At 34.9% G+C, this 17,242-nt stretch carries 16 protein-coding genes; 6 read left to right on the top strand and 10 right to left on the bottom strand.

What is annotated here, in order from left to right:
* Position 1: 1 nt before the first annotated feature.
* The 4 genes from DRF65_RS05610 to DRF65_RS05595 form a co-directional block, all read right to left on the bottom strand.
* On the bottom strand, positions 2-2,587 hold the full coding sequence (locus tag DRF65_RS05610; RefSeq protein WP_115969585.1) for a zinc-dependent metalloprotease: 2,586 nt from the start codon (positions 2,585-2,587) through the stop codon (positions 2-4).
* A gap of 113 nt (positions 2,588-2,700) precedes the next feature.
* Positions 2,701-4,284: a histidine kinase gene (locus DRF65_RS05605; RefSeq protein WP_115969583.1), complete on the bottom strand. Its 1,584-nt coding sequence runs from the start codon at positions 4,282-4,284 to the stop codon at positions 2,701-2,703.
* Between the two features lie 272 nt (positions 4,285-4,556).
* Positions 4,557-5,123: a cysteine hydrolase family protein gene (locus DRF65_RS05600; protein WP_115969581.1), complete on the bottom strand. Its 567-nt coding sequence runs from the start codon at positions 5,121-5,123 to the stop codon at positions 4,557-4,559.
* 6 nt (positions 5,124-5,129) lie between these two features.
* The gene (locus DRF65_RS05595; RefSeq protein WP_115969579.1) at positions 5,130-6,074 is read right to left on the bottom strand and encodes an alpha/beta hydrolase; all 945 of its coding nucleotides are present in this window, start codon (positions 6,072-6,074) and stop codon (positions 5,130-5,132) included.
* Positions 6,075-6,221: 147 nt separating this feature from the next.
* On the opposite strand from DRF65_RS05595, the gene DRF65_RS05590 reads away from it, so the two are divergent.
* Positions 6,222-6,584: a winged helix-turn-helix transcriptional regulator gene (locus DRF65_RS05590; RefSeq protein WP_115969577.1), complete on the top strand. Its 363-nt coding sequence runs from the start codon at positions 6,222-6,224 to the stop codon at positions 6,582-6,584.
* Positions 6,585-6,658: 74 nt separating this feature from the next.
* On the opposite strand, the gene DRF65_RS05585 is transcribed toward DRF65_RS05590, so the two are convergent.
* From DRF65_RS05585 to DRF65_RS05565, 5 genes are all read right to left on the bottom strand, one after another.
* Positions 6,659-6,976 carry a helix-turn-helix domain-containing protein gene (locus DRF65_RS05585; protein ID WP_115969575.1) on the bottom strand — a complete coding sequence of 106 codons (318 nt, stop codon included), beginning with the start codon at positions 6,974-6,976 and terminating at the stop codon, positions 6,659-6,661.
* A gap of 61 nt (positions 6,977-7,037) precedes the next feature.
* A complete protein-coding gene (locus tag DRF65_RS05580) occupies positions 7,038-7,457 on the bottom strand; it encodes a helix-turn-helix domain-containing protein (protein ID WP_115969573.1) in 420 nt (139 codons plus the stop codon).
* Between the two features lie 343 nt (positions 7,458-7,800).
* Positions 7,801-8,451 carry a hypothetical protein gene (locus tag DRF65_RS05575; protein WP_115969571.1) on the bottom strand — a complete coding sequence of 217 codons (651 nt, stop codon included), beginning with the start codon at positions 8,449-8,451 and terminating at the stop codon, positions 7,801-7,803.
* 116 nt (positions 8,452-8,567) lie between these two features.
* Entirely contained in the window at positions 8,568-9,317 is a 750-nt protein-coding gene (locus tag DRF65_RS05570) for a hypothetical protein (protein ID WP_115969569.1), read from the bottom strand.
* Between the two features lie 41 nt (positions 9,318-9,358).
* Positions 9,359-10,366 carry a hypothetical protein gene (locus tag DRF65_RS05565; RefSeq protein WP_115969567.1) on the bottom strand — a complete coding sequence of 336 codons (1,008 nt, stop codon included), beginning with the start codon at positions 10,364-10,366 and terminating at the stop codon, positions 9,359-9,361.
* Between the two features lie 496 nt (positions 10,367-10,862).
* Between DRF65_RS05565 and DRF65_RS05560 the strand changes: the two genes are divergently transcribed.
* The 4 genes from DRF65_RS05560 to DRF65_RS05545 all read left to right on the top strand — a co-directional run bounded on the left by DRF65_RS05560 (position 10,863) and on the right by DRF65_RS05545 (position 14,593).
* Positions 10,863-12,473 carry a helix-turn-helix domain-containing protein gene (locus DRF65_RS05560; protein WP_115969565.1) on the top strand — a complete coding sequence of 537 codons (1,611 nt, stop codon included), beginning with the start codon at positions 10,863-10,865 and terminating at the stop codon, positions 12,471-12,473.
* 92 nt (positions 12,474-12,565) lie between these two features.
* The gene (locus DRF65_RS05555) at positions 12,566-13,741 is read left to right on the top strand and encodes a thioredoxin family protein (protein WP_115969563.1); all 1,176 of its coding nucleotides are present in this window, start codon (positions 12,566-12,568) and stop codon (positions 13,739-13,741) included.
* Between the two features lie 8 nt (positions 13,742-13,749).
* Positions 13,750-14,382, top strand: a complete 633-nt coding sequence (locus DRF65_RS05550; protein ID WP_115969561.1) for a DUF3575 domain-containing protein — start codon at positions 13,750-13,752, stop codon at positions 14,380-14,382.
* 4 nt (positions 14,383-14,386) lie between these two features.
* Positions 14,387-14,593, top strand: a complete 207-nt coding sequence (locus DRF65_RS05545) for a hypothetical protein (protein ID WP_065398796.1) — start codon at positions 14,387-14,389, stop codon at positions 14,591-14,593.
* 142 nt (positions 14,594-14,735) lie between these two features.
* On the opposite strand, the gene DRF65_RS05540 is transcribed toward DRF65_RS05545, so the two are convergent.
* The gene (locus DRF65_RS05540; protein ID WP_115969668.1) at positions 14,736-15,932 is read right to left on the bottom strand and encodes an exo-beta-N-acetylmuramidase NamZ family protein; all 1,197 of its coding nucleotides are present in this window, start codon (positions 15,930-15,932) and stop codon (positions 14,736-14,738) included.
* A 4-nt stretch (positions 15,933-15,936) separates the two neighbouring features.
* On the opposite strand from DRF65_RS05540, the gene DRF65_RS05535 reads away from it, so the two are divergent.
* Positions 15,937-17,166, top strand: coding sequence for an ABC transporter permease (locus DRF65_RS05535; protein WP_115969559.1), 1,230 nt, complete (start codon positions 15,937-15,939; stop codon positions 17,164-17,166).
* The last annotated feature ends 76 nt before the right edge of the window (positions 17,167-17,242 follow it).

The following is a 17,242-nucleotide window of genomic DNA, read 5'->3' as shown; positions in this document are numbered from 1 at the left end:
TTTATTTGTTTAAAGCCTCTTCAATACGAATAATTAAATCTGTGTAATGCGCTCTTGAAGCGTCATCACCTCTGTATCTGGTGCTGTTCAGGAAGTTCAGAACCTTTTGTAGCTCTGCTCTCTTGTACGTTGTTACTTCAGATACTCTTTTCATGGATGAATAATTGATGTTTCTAAGGTTTTTACCTTCTTCATGATAGTTGCAGATCATTGGCATATTAAGCGTCTGATCTGTCTTTAATGTTTTTACGGCTGTTTTTTCGAATAATTTGTTCACCGAAACAATCAATGCGTCCACGTAGTTTTTCTGTGCCATTTTCTCAAGCATCGTAAGGCTTCCTTTCTTATTAAAAATGGCTGTTCTTACCTGTTCAAATAAGTTTTCTACAGTGTAGATCTTATCTTTTGAACCTGAAACTTCATGCTTCAATTCGTTCTCAAGGAGTCTAAGCAATCTGTCATCCATAAACAGTGAATAGATATTGGCATACTGCATTCCTCTTGCAAGGGTATACGGAGTCTGCTCAAAAGGTCCCATCGGAGAATTTTTTACCGAATATGTTTTCTCTGTAATCGGATTAAAGAATAACCATTCCGGAAGGTTGATCGAGTTTTTAACCAGATAATCAACTGCCCTTTTCTGGGTGTCAGCAGGTACTGCTTCATAGGCCTTTTTCTTATTACCAAAAACAGTATTGTTCAGGTAAATTCCTCCTACATTAGCCATCACATGTCCTGTATAAAGATCCCATTGCCCGATAACTCCCATATATAACCTTCCTGCATCTGTATAATCTTTACCGTCTTCATAGGTCCATTTTAAAAGATTATTGGATACAACTTTCAGGTTTTTCATTCCGTATTCGCTGGCTTTCATCGCATCATCACCCAAATCTTCAGACTGCGAACGCGGGTCTATTGTTTCCAGATAGCTTTGCTGTTCACCATAGAAATACAATGGATCATCTTCATGCTTATCTATCAGATTTCTAAGTGCTTTTTTCTCAACAAATTCATCCGGATACCAACGGTACCCCCATTCAATTGCATATTTGTCATAGATTCCGATCTTTGGAGTGATAGCTGTAACTCCATCTTCTGGCTGAGCAACATAATTGTAACGGGCATAATCCATAATGGAAGGTGCTGTTCCCCCCATCTTATCGGTAAATTCCTTTGAACGGAGAGATTCTACAGGGAATGCAAAGGAAGATCCCATATTATGCTTCAATCCGAAAGTATGTCCTACTTCGTGAGAGGATACAAAACGAATCGCTTCGCCCATATATTCATCACTGAATTTATTATCTCTTGCCCTAGGATCTATTGGTCCTATCTGAATTCTCATCCACTCCTGAAGAGAAGTCATTACATTGTGCCACCAGATAATATCCGCTTCAATAATTTCACCACTTCTCGGATCCACTACAGATGGTCCCATCGCATTAGATTTTGGAGAAGCTGCATAGGTAATCACAGAATATCTTACATCATCAATATCAAAATCTTCATCTTTTTCATCCGGCATTTTAGCGATGACAGCATTTTTGAAACCTGCCTGCTCAAATGCCACCTGCCAGTCATGAACTCCCGCAATGATTTTCTCACGCCATTGTTTTGGTGTGGAAGGATCTATGTAATATACAATCTGCTTTTTAGGCTCTACAAGTTCACCTCTCAGATATTTTTCTTTGTCTTCATCTTTAGGCTGCAGATTCCAGCGGGTAATGAAAAATTTCTCATCCATCTTCTGCTGGTGGTCATTAAAGAACCAGTGCTTTTCACTGAAAAAACCTACTCTTGCATCTGCTACCCTTGGTTTCATAGGAATTTTAGGAAGTAAAACAATATTACTGGTCACCCCAAGCGTTACAGGCAGATCAACACCCCCTTCGTTCACTGAAGTACTCAGTTGGGATTTCACCACAAGGTTTTCCGGAAATGTTTTTACCCGTTCAATAAAAGAAAGACTTGATTTTACGGATCCACCAAGGCCTACATTAGCCAAAACATCATTAAAGCTCTTCTGGTTCCCGTCAAAGACCTTGTTCACTTTAATAGCTACTGAAGTGGAATCATTATTCTGAGCTTCAATATCAAAAACTTCAATAACGGATTCTGAGAAGTTATCTTTAACAGATTTTGTAATCGCATCATTTTTAGGGGAAGAAACTTTCGCTTCAGATGTTTTCACCCATACTTTTTTAGCAACTCTGTCACGGTGAAAAGAGATGATCTTATTTTCATAATTCATTCCTTTATTCAGACCTGCTTCATTCACCTGCATCGGCACCTGAGAGAGTTTATTGACAACCAAAAACTGGCGGCCCATCAAACTGTCAGGAATTTCAAAATAAACATCCGTTTTTACCTGAATCGTATTAAAAAGTCCTTTTTTGTAAGACCCTTTTTTGATCAGTTCGTCAATTTTTTTTGTTTTTTTTGATGATGAAATATCTGCTTTTTCAGTTTTTTCCTTGGTCGTTTTTACAGTATCCTTTTTCTGAGCAAGAACTGCGGGCGATGCCATGGCTAGTCCAAGATACAGAGCAAGTCTGTAATTCTTCATTACAATAGTCCGATTCATTCCAAATAGTAAATATCTTAGTTTCAGCTGGCAAAGCTATAGGTATAGTGAATTATATAGAGTGTATTAGGGAGTGAAAGGTGATTATTCGGGAGTGAATGGATTTTTTCATTTTATTTCATTAATGGCAAAAAACATATAAAATATTCACCGTCTACAGAAATATGAAGTGGATTTTCTCTAAAATACTCATAAACCTGATTCAAATAGTCAATCCCGAATTTCTCTCCCTGAACAATTTCTGTTTTGGGCTGGTACGTATTCTTTACCGTAATTCCGTTTTCTTCTACTTCTATTGTAATTTCCAAGGGTTGATCTACAGTCGCAATATTATGTTTTACAGCATTTTCTGTCACGATTTGAAGAGACAGATAAGGAATACGTTTTTCTAAACCTGCAGGGTCTTTGATAATAAGCTGAAAATTCAGTTCTTCATCAAACCTGCTTGTCAAAAGTTCCATATATTTCTGAATAAAATCAATCTCTTTGGCAACAGGGACAATATTTTCCTTTGGCGGAACAATCAGGTATCTGTAGATTTTTGAAAGATTCATGGTGAATTTCTGGGCATTGTCTTTATTAATTCCAATCAGCATATACAAAGAGTTCAGAGAGTTGAACAGGAAATGTGGATTGATGTTATTCTTAAGCTGCTGAAGCTGGTTAATCACTTCTGCTTTATGCATCTTTTCATTCTCTACCAACAATAGATTTTTTTCAGACTGTATCTTTTCCTTTTCCCTATAAGCTATGCTCGTAGACCGTTGGAATAAAATAAAAACCGTTACAATCAGAAATAAAGCAGCCAGAAATATATAAACTGTATAAGCTTTTACTTTATCGATATTTTCATCCGTAATAAAATTGACATAATTCACTACTGCATATCCGTCAAAATTGTCGGTTTTCAAAGGTTTTATAAAACGTGTCACACCTATTCCCAGGTATTCAGATGTAGCAAGGCTTTCTGTATGTCCTGATTTTACCTTACTACACAAAGTGTCCTTTGCCTTGATATCCGTGAATTCGAAAACATTTTTCCCGATGTACTTTTTTTCAGGATGGGTAATACAAATTCCTTCCCTGGTAAAAACGTAAGCGTAGGTATTTGAGCTTTTATCTACATTGGTAAAATATTGATGAAGATCATCTAAACTTACGGTAGAACCATAATACAGTATATTTTTCTCTGGTAATACAAGAGAATCATAACTCACCCAGAACATGCTGTCTTTACGGCTTATTAAAAGATCTTTAAAATGTCCGGAACCGCTATTTTTTATGGAGACAGATCCTTCTGCTTTGTTTCTATCCTTGAAAATGCCGGATAATGGATTATTACTTTCATACTTTCCTGTTTTATTATTGTCATAGTAATACCAGCTATATGTTAACAGGTTTCTTTTTTTATTCAAATCATTTAAAACCAAAGAATAATCTCTGTAGTTTTTCAATCCGTCTTTTTGAATCAATTCACGAAGCAGATACTGATAATCTTCAATATTCCTGAATTCACTTTCCACAGATTCATATTTTCTAAAGAAAGTTTTTTTCGCAAAGTCTTCATTATTTTTACGGTTATCTTCAGCAATTAAATGACTTAAAACAGCAAAAGCCACTACTGCAATTAAACAGGTGGATAGGGCGGCAACGTAAATAGATTTTTGGGATAAGGCGTGTTTAAAATTAATACTCAAGGTCTTCTACATTCTATTCTCGTACACAGAAAACCTTAATTACGCTATAGTAAAGCCTGTATTTTTAAGATCACCTCTGTAGATAAATTATTCGTTTGCAAAGATATAACAAAGATTTCAGGACCATTGAGTGAAATAAAATTATCTTAAAACTAAGCTAAATACAAATGATTCCTGACAAAAATATTTAGGATAAAAGATTTCATTTCTAAAAAATAAAAACTGCCATACACGTACAGCAGTTTAAATATATTCATGCTTCTAACTCTTTTCTACAAATCTTCAAATAATTCTTCACTATTCAGGACAGTTGCAAATTCTTCATTCAAATTGGCTAATGCCATGAGATGAACCAGTTCTGCATCATATTTTTCTCCCTGTATTCCTATTCTGTCAAAAGCTGCTGTAGCATCTGAAATAACATAGGTTTCATATCCGAAGTTCCCAGCCATCCTTGTTGTTGTAGAAACACAATGATTTGTGGTAATTCCTAAAATAACGACCGTATTTATTTTCTGAAAATCTAGTTTTTCTTTTAAATCTGTTCCTATAAAAGCACTGTTTACATTTTTAGTGATAATACATTCCTCATTTTGAGGTAGGACATTATCATTGAATTCAAATCCCGGATCAGATTCATGCAGTTTAGATTGAGGATTTACTGAACTGTGCCGGACATGAAATACAGGCAAATTCAATTCCCGCCATCTTTCCAGTATTTTTCTGCTTATTTTTTCTGCGTCTTTATTATTTCTGTTTCCGCCCCAATAGTTTTCATCAAGAAATCCTTTCTGAATATCAATAAGAAGCAACGCCGGTTTTTTATCTCTTAATTTCATCTATTCTTATTTAAAGAGCCTGCTCATTAAAAACTTTTTATATTCATCAGTCAAAGGACAGCCAAAGAGATCGAATACATGTACCGCTCCGGGAACCACCCATAACTCAGTACTAACACCTGCCTGATATAAAAGCTGGGAGAATTCAATCCCTTCATCTCTTAAGGGATCAAGTTCACAAGCTACAATTGTAGTCTGAGGCAACGCAGAAAAGTTACGATAATGAGTAAGGTCTGAATAAGTTACTCTTTTGTCTCTATTTTCTTCACCCAAAAAATGCTGCCATGCTATTTCAGCATATTTTCTGCTCCATAATGGAGAATCTGTAAACTCCTGCATAGAAGGTGTATCCAGTCCATTATGGATAACAGGATATAATAAAAACTGGTGTTTTATATTATTAATATTCTGGTCTGCAGCCATCTGAGCTACTGCTGCAGCTAAATGTCCTCCAGCACTTGCTCCCATTACGGTAATCTGCTCAGCATTTACTCCAAGCTGGTTTTCACCTTCTTCAATCACCCATTTCAAGGCATCAAAACTATCCAAAACAGGTACAGGGAAACGATATTGAGGTGCTAATCTGTAATCTACAGATATAATTGTTGCCTTTAATCCATCTGCCATTTCAAACATTTGGCTGTCTACCTGTTCCGGCAAACCAAAAACATATCCCCCACCATGAAAATAAATCAAAGTATTATTCCTTTTAAATTCTTCAGATTGGTAAATATGCAACCGTATTTCTTCACCGTCCACCGAACTTCGGATAAAAATATCCTTCACCTTGATATGATCCGGCCGCTGAACAGGATAAGCCTTGGTAAATTCTATTCTTTCCTTCTGTATTATTTCCGGAGCATTCAAAAATATATTTTCATCGATCTCCAGTGAATAAGGAACACTTTCTATACTGGCCCTCAGCTCCTTATTAATTCTATTCAAATCCATAATATTACTATATAAAAAATCTATAATAAAAGTTTATGAAACCAGGACATACATCCTATATTTCCCGTTTTATTTGTAAATTTAAATCATCAGTGCACTATAGTACAAGTGTACAATAGGTTGTATGGAACGAACAAAAATGTTAGTATGAGTATTAAAGAATCATCCACCAATAATGAGAATAAAAAAACGTTGGAATCCAGCTGTTCTGAAATTTATGCCGTGAATCTCATCAGTGGCCGATGGATTCTTTCTATCTGTTATCATCTCAAACAGGAAAAACTAAGGTTTTTTGAACTGAAAAACAGAATTCCCAATATTTCCGAAAGAATGCTTACGCTACAGCTTAAAAAAATGGAACAGGAAAATCTGATTGTAAAAACAGTATATGCTGAGATTCCACCCAAAGTGGAATATGAATTATCAGAAATAGGGAAAAAACTATTGCCTGTCTTAAGCCAATTGGAAGTTTGGGGTAAGGAGCATAAAGAGTCTAAGAAAAAAGAGTAGGATTTAATTTTTTGTAAAAAGAGAGCAGATAAATCCACTCTCTTTCAAAAAAAATCAAACGTCTTCTATTGCACTTAAAATATCCTTTTCCATTTCGTTACAGAATTACGGCTCAGATTGAAATGTTTTGCCAGTTGGCTATCGTTAATTTTGTGTTTTTTTTGGTAATCCAGCATTTCCAGAATATCTGATTCTTTATAAGACCGATGTTTCTGATTACGGCTTACATTATATTCATCCTTACCGAATATCTTCTTATTGAGTGCTATAATATCAAGGGCAGACAATTTTTGCTTTTGTAAAAGATCCTGACATTCTTCATGCTTATGAGGAAATTTTTTAGTCAGAATATCTACATAGATTTTTTTATAATTAGGGAGAAACTCTTTCATACTTGTGTTTTTTATATTTTCTAATCATCCCAACATTGTATTGCTATCATACGAGGATTCGTTATTTTCTATACTTTTCCATCCATTTATAGAGTGTTGTTTTGGGAATATTATATTCTTTCATGATCTGGGTTCTGCTTTTTTCTCCTGTATCCACCATTTCTACAATAAAATCTATTATTTCAGCAGTATAAATACTCTTTCTGAAATGAGGCAATGAAGATTGCTTATTTTTTACTGTTGCTGAGGGAGGAGAATATAAAATCAAATGCTGTGAATAGAGCCTGAAAAAGTCATATTCTAAAAGTTTACTCCACTTTAGAACCGTATTGGTAGTAAGGTTTTCCTGAAGATACATGTTTTCTATTTCATCTTCTGTGCATTTAAAAAAATTACAGATCCTGGACATTTCTGTTTGGGTTTCATCAACCCGTTGTTTTATTAATGATCCCAGGTTTATATTTTTAAAAAGATTGTTCATTTAAATTAATTGAAAAGCCATACTTAAACACTGCAGAATAATATACAACCTACAGTATTCTAATGCTTTTGTTTAACATTAATATATTGTACCGGATCAGTATCTTAATATAATTTAGACAGCAAAGGGCTCAAGCTTCTATAATCTGATCTGGTAGAATTAATTTTATGCAGATTTCTGATTAATTAGTTACAAGGTAATAAAGGATATAGGTTTCATTCCAGGTAAAATTAAGTTTAACTTCACTTCGTTCTCCAGCAGCATTATCTATGAACAAATAATAGCGTTTTGGTCCTGTACTTAGATTATTAACCCTCAACATCCCATTCAATACTCCTAATCTTTATGATAATCCAAATGATGCGGATGCCAGCCTGGGCTCTACTGCATCTTTTGAAACATCAGTTCCCACAACGCCATGATCGTTGGTATCATCTTCAACTCTAAAACGTACAAAATGATTTCCAATACTGTACGCAGCATCCGCATTGGAAAAAGTCATTGCCACTACCAGATTAATAGCCCATCTTCCCAGTGGAAGATCAACATAGACACCTGCATATTTACTAACCGGTATATTCTCCGCCAAAGTAGAAGTACCTGACAGGCTAAGTTGCTTCATAAGCACTGCAGGAGCTTTCCATATTCCAACTCCATCTGCGTCAGAGGTCAAAACATAATCAGGCTTTTGATAACCATCATTAAGCTTAATTCCTGGAACAGGAGCAATGTCTGTTCCGCCTGTAACAATTTCCAGTTTTTTAGAAGGAACTGTTGTCCCTATTCCTACATTTCCTGAAGCGTTTACAACAAAATCATCCAACTGTTGTATTGCTGTAGGCTCATCCAAACTATTGTTATTCTTACCTGCATCTACATTGAAGACTCCCTGTGGGTTAGGTGTATGTATTCCGATTTCAGAGAATATCCATATTGGGTTTAACAGAATTGCACCTAACGCTAATAGCGCTTTTATATTGATGAGTTTTTTCATGGTTATTATTTATAAATATTTTGAGGAATAAGCGAACTTCTCACTGAAAAATATTCAGAAATAGTATATCAAATTCAATAAAAAAAACTGATTTCTAACATTAAAAAGAGTTGAACTTATGCCTTACGGGTTACCGACATAAAAATTTTCTTTTCACCAGTGACTTCCATACACCACCATTTGAATTCGTACCATCTGTATGTAGTACTATCAATCTGTACCTGTAGATTGGTGGTTTCTACTTCTGCATTTGCAGTTGTCCAAAAGACTATTTCATTAGCATCTACCTGAAGATAATTGTTGGGAAGTAAGTTATTATTAAGCGAAGTTTTATTTTCATTTCCTACCGTTGCAAATGATTGAAAGCTTACTAATTTAGAACTATTGGATATATTATATATTCGGGGATCATAATATGAAGGTCTACTTGGAACACCTGATATATTCATTTCCAATCCATCTATGGAAGGTAAAGCCGGAAGGTTATTAGCAATCAGATAGCTTTTCAAATTAAAAGAGCCTACAATTGCTATATTAGCAGGTACAGTATATATCCTGACTATAGCTTGTCCTATAGGTAATCCTCCGCCATCATTAGTTGTTGGTAACCCTTCCATATATCCTAAAATACCATTGGCATCTGCAACCAGAGTTTTAGTAGCTGTAAAAACCTGATCTTTGCTTTCGGACCTTGTTCCATCAGGCTTTGTAAAAATTGAATTGTTGGTATTGTGTTTTGGAAGTTCTCTTATCCTCTCAATACCAGCTACATCAAGAGTTTCCGTAGGATTAGATGTGTTGACACCTACCTGAGAGAAAAATAAGGAAGGAATAAGGGAAGCTACGAATAAAAATTTTCTTTTCATCTGTGTGTTGTTTTGGAATTTTTTTATTTTGTTATTAAATTTTACAGGTTTAATTTATCTAATAGATAAGCCATAAGATTATGAAGATATTTTTCCTGATCTGTATCTATAATAGTTCCAGCAATACTTGAATTCCTGAAGGCTCCCTCATCCCAAAAGAATATAGCTCTTCCTCCAGTACCTGCTGTCCAGATTCCTGCATCAGTTAATGATTCTGTTTGGCTATTACCCCCTCTCGCCAGTAATTCTGCCCCTGAAGGTAATTGAGTATTTAAAACCAAACCAGCCGTTTGACTCCCTGTAATCGTAACATTGCTAGCTGTATTTCCGAAAACCCCTGAAGTACCAATACTTCCAGATAATGGATAAGCATATATAGGAGCACTTAAAACGTTTCCTGAGATTCCGAATGCCTGAAGAGCTGTTTTATTACGTCCTCTATCAAGAAGCACTATAGCAACTCCACCCAAATCAACAAAATCTTTTATTTTAGTGGCATTTTCAATACTTATATCTTCACCAACCTTTAATCCTATACAAAAAACATCAACAAAGTTTTTCAACTGTGCTGCAGTATACATATCTAGCCGTATAGTTTCAAATTCCTGAAAATCTATCCCATCAATTTTATTATATGTTCCATTAGGTCCATAATTAAATTTGCTTTGAAGCTGGGAATTAAAAGTTGGAAAACCTGGCGCCCCAACAGCATAATAATTATTGTCCCATAATCCTGCCCAATAACCGATTGTTATTCTCTTTTTAGAATTATCTGGTGTAGTGTTCGGATTCCAGTCGGCGTAACCTAATACTCCGTTAGCATCCGCAACCACCATTTTTGTTGCCTTAAAAGGCTGATCTTTGTTTTCTGATTTTGTTCCGTCCGGTTTTGTGAAAATAGTGTTATCAGTATTATGTTTAGGAAGCTCTCTTATCCGTTCAATGCCGTTTACATCAAGAACTTCTGTGGGATTAGGAGTGCTGATGCCAACCTGAGAAAGGAATAAGGAAGGAATGAGGGAGGCTGTGAGCAATGTCTTTTTTTTCATCTGTGTGTTATTTTAAAATAAGTTGAAATTTCATTTCGAAATGATTAACTAAAATTGGATAAAAAAACCATAGTCGGGAATAGATTTTCATTGATGTTATCCAATAATAATTCAAAAATTTCAATGCAATAATAGGAAGTCTACCTCAACACCTACAACAATATGTATTCAAAAATTTGGAATTAAACACTGATATTTAAGTAATAAAATCTTTAAAAAGTCTCCATCATACAAATCATCGTTTTACAAAAAATAACATCTGAAAATCAACAATCTAATTCATATTACATATTTACTAATTTTGGAAAAGATTAACTCTAAAATATTGATTTATAACAAGAACAGGGAAATGAAATCTTTATCTTTGCCATGAACGAATAGAAAAAGAACAATGTTATTTTAACCGAAAAAGAGTAAAAATAATTTTCATTCAACATTAAAAACACCTTACCTTAAAAAAGGTCGGGGATTCCCTAATTTATTTTAATCAAAAAACATGAAAAAACTTTTATTTCTTTCCTTACTCTCCATTATACTAGCATGCACCAACGACCATAGTAGTAAGGAAAAGGAAATTGACAGAATGCTTGAACAAGCTAAAACAATGTCAGATTCAAGACTCCCAAATAGGGATACGAAAAAGATCATCACCTTTTATGAAGATATTGAGAAAAGAGCTGAAACCTCAGAATATAAAAAAGGACTGATGATCAGCAGTAAATATCTGATGGCCAATTATCTCAACTTTGCAGAAAATCCTAAAAAAAGCTTAGAATACAGTTATAAAACCGAAAAGTTAGCTAAAGAACTAGAAGATAATGAAGTCATAGCCCAAGTTCATGAATTCAGAGGCAGTGCTTATTTAGACCTTGGTTTTAATGATGAAGCCTATCATGAACTACAAAAAGCTATTATTTATTACAAGAACAAACAGCAACACTACAGACTTTACCGTACCTACCAAAATTTGCTCAACTATTATGAAACAACCAAAGCTCCACAGGATACTATGGTGGCGTACCTTAATAAAAGCCTGCATGAAATAGAATCCGTACAGGAAAATGATAGTGATCTTCCGTTTCCGGCTTCCAAATATTATCAGATTTCCCGTATCTATATGAATATGGGAATGTTTTATACGGGAGTTTACACTCCTCAGCAACCTCAGTTAGCAGAACAATACCTTCTGAAATCTTTAAAAATTCTTGAAGAGAGAAATCTTACCAATTCGACTAATCTACTATTCGTACTGAACTCATTAGGAAGGTTCTATGATAATCAACAGCAACCAGAAAAGGCCATACAATATGCTACCAATGCTTTACAGTTTGAAAAACAATCCCAACAGATAGGAGAAAGACAGATTTCTTATATGATACTGGCCAATTCTTATGAAGTAATAAAAGATAAAGATTCTGCCCTGAAATACTCAAAGCTGTATTCTAATCTTTCCGACAGTATTGCACTGACACAAAAAAAAGAAGCTGGAAATACCCTTGTAAAAATTACTTCACAAAAAGAAAAAAACTATCGAAATAACACCCGTAATATTATCATCTTAGCTGTTGTATCTATCATTACTATCCTATTAACAGGTTCGCTGTATCTAAAAAAGAAAAAAAATCAGGATAAAAGAAAATACCAAAAATTACTTGATAAACTCAAAGGTATGCACAACTGGACATCTCCTAAAAATGATACCGAAGAAGAGAAAAGAGCATCTGTTCCTATACAAATTTCTGAAGAAACACTTAAATCAATACTTATCAGACTGGAAAAATTTGAAAACTCAGACAGATATCTGAAGAAAAGCGTCAGCTTAAGCTCGCTTGCCCATGCTTTAAATACCAACCAAAGATACCTTACAGAAATTATAAAAATTCACAGAGGAAAATCTTTCAGTAACTATATCAACGGATTAAGGATAGAGTACATCACACGTAAACTTTATGAAGATGCTCAGTACAGAGAATATAAAATCAGTTATCTGGCAGAAGAATGTGGATTCGCATCTCATCAGGCTTTTATAACGGTTTTCAAGAAAGAAACAGGAGTTACTCCCTCCTACTTTATAGATCGCTTAAAAAATCCAGCCCAAAAGATATAAGTCTTAAAATTAGTTAATAAATCATTCAACCTTCAGATTCCCTCCTTTATATTTTGAAAATTATTTATCTTCGCTACAAATCTTATTTGAAAATGAAGAAGATCATCTCAGGGATATCTATTGTTTGCTCTATCATGATCTCCGCTCAGGAGACTATACAGTTCCAGGAACTACCATTTAAAGATATTATAGCCAAAGCTAAAAAGGAAAAAAAACTGGTTTTCATTGATGCTTATGCTTCCTGGTGCGGACCATGTAAGATGATGGAAAAAAATGTTTTTCCTCAGAAATCCGTAAGAGAATATTTCAATACCAATTTCATCAATGCAAGATTTGATATGGAAAAAGGAGAAGGAAGAGACCTTGCTTCTAAATTTGGAGTCCGTTCCTATCCTACTTATCTTTTCCTGAACGGTGAAGGTGAGCTTGTTTCCAGAAACACAGGCTATATGGAAGAAAGTATGTTTGTGGCTATGGCTCAGGATATCAATTCTCAAGGAAATAAAAAAGGTTCTCTGAAAGAGAGATTTGCCAACGGAGAAAAAGATCCCGAATTTCTGATCAATATAATGAGGCTAAATTCTGATACAGATTACGAGTTTGCTAAAAAGGCCTCCGAAAGGTATTTTGAAAACAAAAAAGCAGCTGAACCGCTTTCAAAAGATGACATAGGATTCATGCTATTTTTCTTAAAATCAACTGAAGATTCCAATTACAAAGCTTTTACTTCCAGAAAGGCAGAGATTGTCAAATTTCTTCCTGAAGAAACATATAACGAATTTGATGCCCAGCTTAAATTATCGAAGATCATAGAACAGTCTATTGATGACAAAAATAAAAGGATCAACGATGAATACTTTATAAAAATGGCTGAACCATTGGTAGGAAAACAAACAGCTACTACAAAACTCAACCAGACTAAGCTTAACTATTATGAGAGAAATGCCAATTTCCCTGAATACGAAAAAGCAGCATTGGATTATTATAAAACCCCGGATTCATTTAATCCTGATGAACTTTTAAGAGCAGCATGGGTATTTGTAGACCATGTAAAAACACCATCTTCATTAAAAAAAGCAACAGAATGGGCAGAAAAGTCCGTAATGAGAGGAGAAACTTCTGAAAACACTTATATCCTTGGTAAACTTTATTTCTTGACCGGAAATAAAGAAATGGCAAAAAACTACGCTGAAATGTCTAAAAACATGGCAGTTCAGGCTAACAGAGATTCCAAATTAGCTGAGGAATTATTAAAACAAATAAAATAAACATATTGATGAAATACAGAGTATTAATGGGAGCTTTGGCATTTCTGAGCATAGGATCTCTAAAGGCTCAGGAGCAGGAACAAAGCGAAGAGAAAAGTTTGTATGTAAAGGGAAATGCTCTTTTTTTACCGGTAGGTGTTTTTAATCTGGGTGTAGAAAAACAGATTAGTCCTAAATATACCCTTCAGGGAGATGTCTTTATCTCTCCATGGAAATCATTTTCAGGACATGAATTACAGTTTTATTCTGTTTCTGCTGAAGGAAGATATTATTTCAAAGAAGCTTTCAAGCACTGGTACCTAGGTGCCAATATTTCTTTGGCTGCCTATAATGCACAGAAATGGAATTATTGGAACAACAATGCTATTTCTATATCAGACAATGGAGATTCCTTCGTTATATCAAATCTCTATCAAAGAGGTTTTTCTATTATGTTAGGAGTCACAGGAGGTTATCAATTTCAGTTATCTGAAAGATGGAATCTTGATCTTTATGCCACTATTGGAACTGCACAAAGTTTTTATAAAGGGTATGACAGAACTACAGGAAAACGTTATGACATTGGGGTAGAAGGACTTAATAAAAGTGGTGAAATTTTGCCTTACAGAGGTGGAGTTATGATCTCTTACAAATTTAAATAATACAATGAAGCCATTCGGAAAAAATCATATCATCATTTCAGTGATCACTTTTGTGATCCTTTTTTTAATGAATTATCTGGGAAATGATCTTCCAGACAAATTACAGAGGGCTTTATTAACTGCTTTTGCAGGTGTAGTCGGATTAACAATCGGACTATTTATATTAAATAAGGGTAAAAACGATAAAAACCCGCCTCAAAATTTTGATTAGTTAAAGTTGGAAGCTGGAAGCATGAGGCTGGAAGTTACTTACAGTCGCATTACCACTAAGTGATTTTTAAAAAGAATAAAAGTCATGCTTTATGATCTTCATAACTTCAAGCTTCCATCCTCAAGCTTCCTGCCTATTCTAATTAATCTTCGTACGTCACATATCGGGTTCTGATCTTTTCAAAATCCTCCAGATCCTTTTTCCATGAAGCCTTAATTTCAGGAATTGATTTTCCGGCAATAATCTGTTTTCTGAATTCATCAGTTCCCGAAAGGGTATCAAACCACAGATTCTTCAAAAAGAAATCCAGCTGCGGATTTTTATAGGCCTGGTAAGCTTTGATTACCCATTCAAGATTCAGTTCTCTCAGGTCCTTAGGATAGCTGGAAAGGTCTTCTCCATAACACAGCTTCCCATTCAGAAATGGATCCTTAGCTCCATAGCTTGGTTTAGGGGTAAATTTATAGGGTAAACTTTCCGTCCACGGTGAACCATAAATCTGAAAAGGCTGATCAGTTCCTCTTCCTACAGAAACCTGAGTCCCTTCAAAAAAACATAAGATAGGGTATAAATTAATCGCCTTATCATTAGGTAAATTTGGTGATGGTTTGTCTAATATCGTATAGCGTTGCTTTTTATGGTAATTTTTCATTGGAATCAGGGTATATTTTGCCTGAACACCATTTTTCAGCCATTTTTCTCCATTTACCATATTTCCATATTCCCCGATAGTCAGTCCATAAACTACCGGAACTTCGTGCATTCCAACGAAACTGGCCCATTTTTTTCTCAAAACAGGGCCGTCTGTATATCCGTCATGCGGATTGGGGCGATCCAGAACCATTACTTCAACCTTATTTTCAGCACCTGCTTCCATGAGATAAGTTAGAGTAGAAATATATGTATAGAACCTCACTCCCACATCCTGAATATCAAAAACAACAATATCTATTCCTGCCAATTGTTCAGGTTTCGGCTTTTTATTACTGCCATACAGGGAAACAATGGGAATTCCGGTTTTTACATCCACCCCGTTTTTCACTTTTGCTCCCGCATCAGCATCTCCTCTGAAACCATGTTCAGGGGCAAAAATAGCTTTGATCTTCACCCCATTTTTGACTAAAAAATCTACGAGGTGAGTTCTGTCACTCATCAAACCTGTCTGATTGGTCACTACTCCAATCGTTTTATCTTTTAATAAGGATAAATAAAGCTCAGGCTGATCTGCTCCGGTTTTAAAATCCGGTTGAACTTGAGTTTGAGAATAATATTGGTTGAATACTCCTAAAAAAATTAGGCAAATCAGAAGTAAATTTTTAATTTTGAAATCTAAATTCATAAGCTTGAAGTTTCCTTTATATTTCTCTAGAAAAATAGCATTTTCCAAAGATAACAAAAATAACCTTTCAAGGGTTATCATCTTCATTGGCAGGCTTTCCGTAGCACTGGGAATCATTGTTTCCCTGATTACTGTAGCCACTGGATTCGGTTCCAAAAAAGCTATTAAGGAGAGACTGGCAGATTTCAGCGGACACATCACGGTAAGATCTACCCGATCCAATTCCTCTTATAACACCTCGGTTTTAGATAACCATGGATTGAATATTGCTAAAATAAGGGAACTTCCTGATGTGGAAAGTACCCAAAAATATGTGACTGTTACCGGGATTATGCGTAATGAGCATAATTTTGCAGGAATTATATTCAAAGGAATCGGAAAAGACTTCGACAGTTTAAGGTTTAAAAAATTCCTTATCGCTGGAACTACTCCCAAGGTTACAGAAGTAGGCTTCAACAGTGATGTGGCCATTTCACAAAAAATAGCCAAAGATCTCCACCTTAAAGTAAACGACAGTATCGTTACGGTTTTCTTAAAAGCAGATCAAAAACCACTTTATCGTAAATTCAAAATTATCGGAATCTATAGAACGGATATCAAACTTATTGATGAACAGTTTGTGATTGGTGGAATTAATCATGCCAGAAAAATTCAGGATATGAAGCCTGATGAGATTGGCGGAATCGACATTTTCCTGAAAAACGTTAATGACATCGACAAAGATTTTCCTGAAATCGAAAAACTGATCGGCTATAAGAATTATGCTGAAAAAGCAACTGAAAAATTTCCACAAATCACGGACTGGATCAGTATTTTCGATACCAACATCGCTCTGATCATCATTATCATGCTGATTGTAGTGGTTATCAATATTATTATGGTTCTTCTGATTCTTATTATTGAAAGAACCAATTCCATAGGTTTGCTGAAGACTTTAGGAGCTAGCAATGCGCAGATCAGAGCTACCTTTATCAATTATACACTTATCATCATGATTCCAGGTCTTTTATATGGTAATGCCATTGGATTAGGATTAATTCTTATCCAGAAATTCTTTGGAATTATTAAGCTTAACCCGGAAAATTACTATGTGAGTACAGTTCCGGTAGACCTTAACCCTGTGGCCATTGTATCTATTTCATTAGGAATTTTGGCTATATCTGCTCTTGCCTTAATTATTCCGAGTTATCTGATCAGTAAGATTTCCCCGGTGAAGGCAATCAAGTATAATTAAACTCAATATCAAAATTTAAAGTTTTTGCTGATCTGTTTTTGATCTTTAAAGACGTATGATCTCAATACAGATAATT

Source organism: Chryseobacterium pennae (assembly GCF_003385515.1).
Taxonomy (GTDB): Bacteria; Bacteroidota; Bacteroidia; order Flavobacteriales; family Weeksellaceae; genus Chryseobacterium; species Chryseobacterium pennae.
Note: the sequence above shows the minus strand (reverse complement) of the source record. Positions and strands in the feature narration are given on the sequence as shown.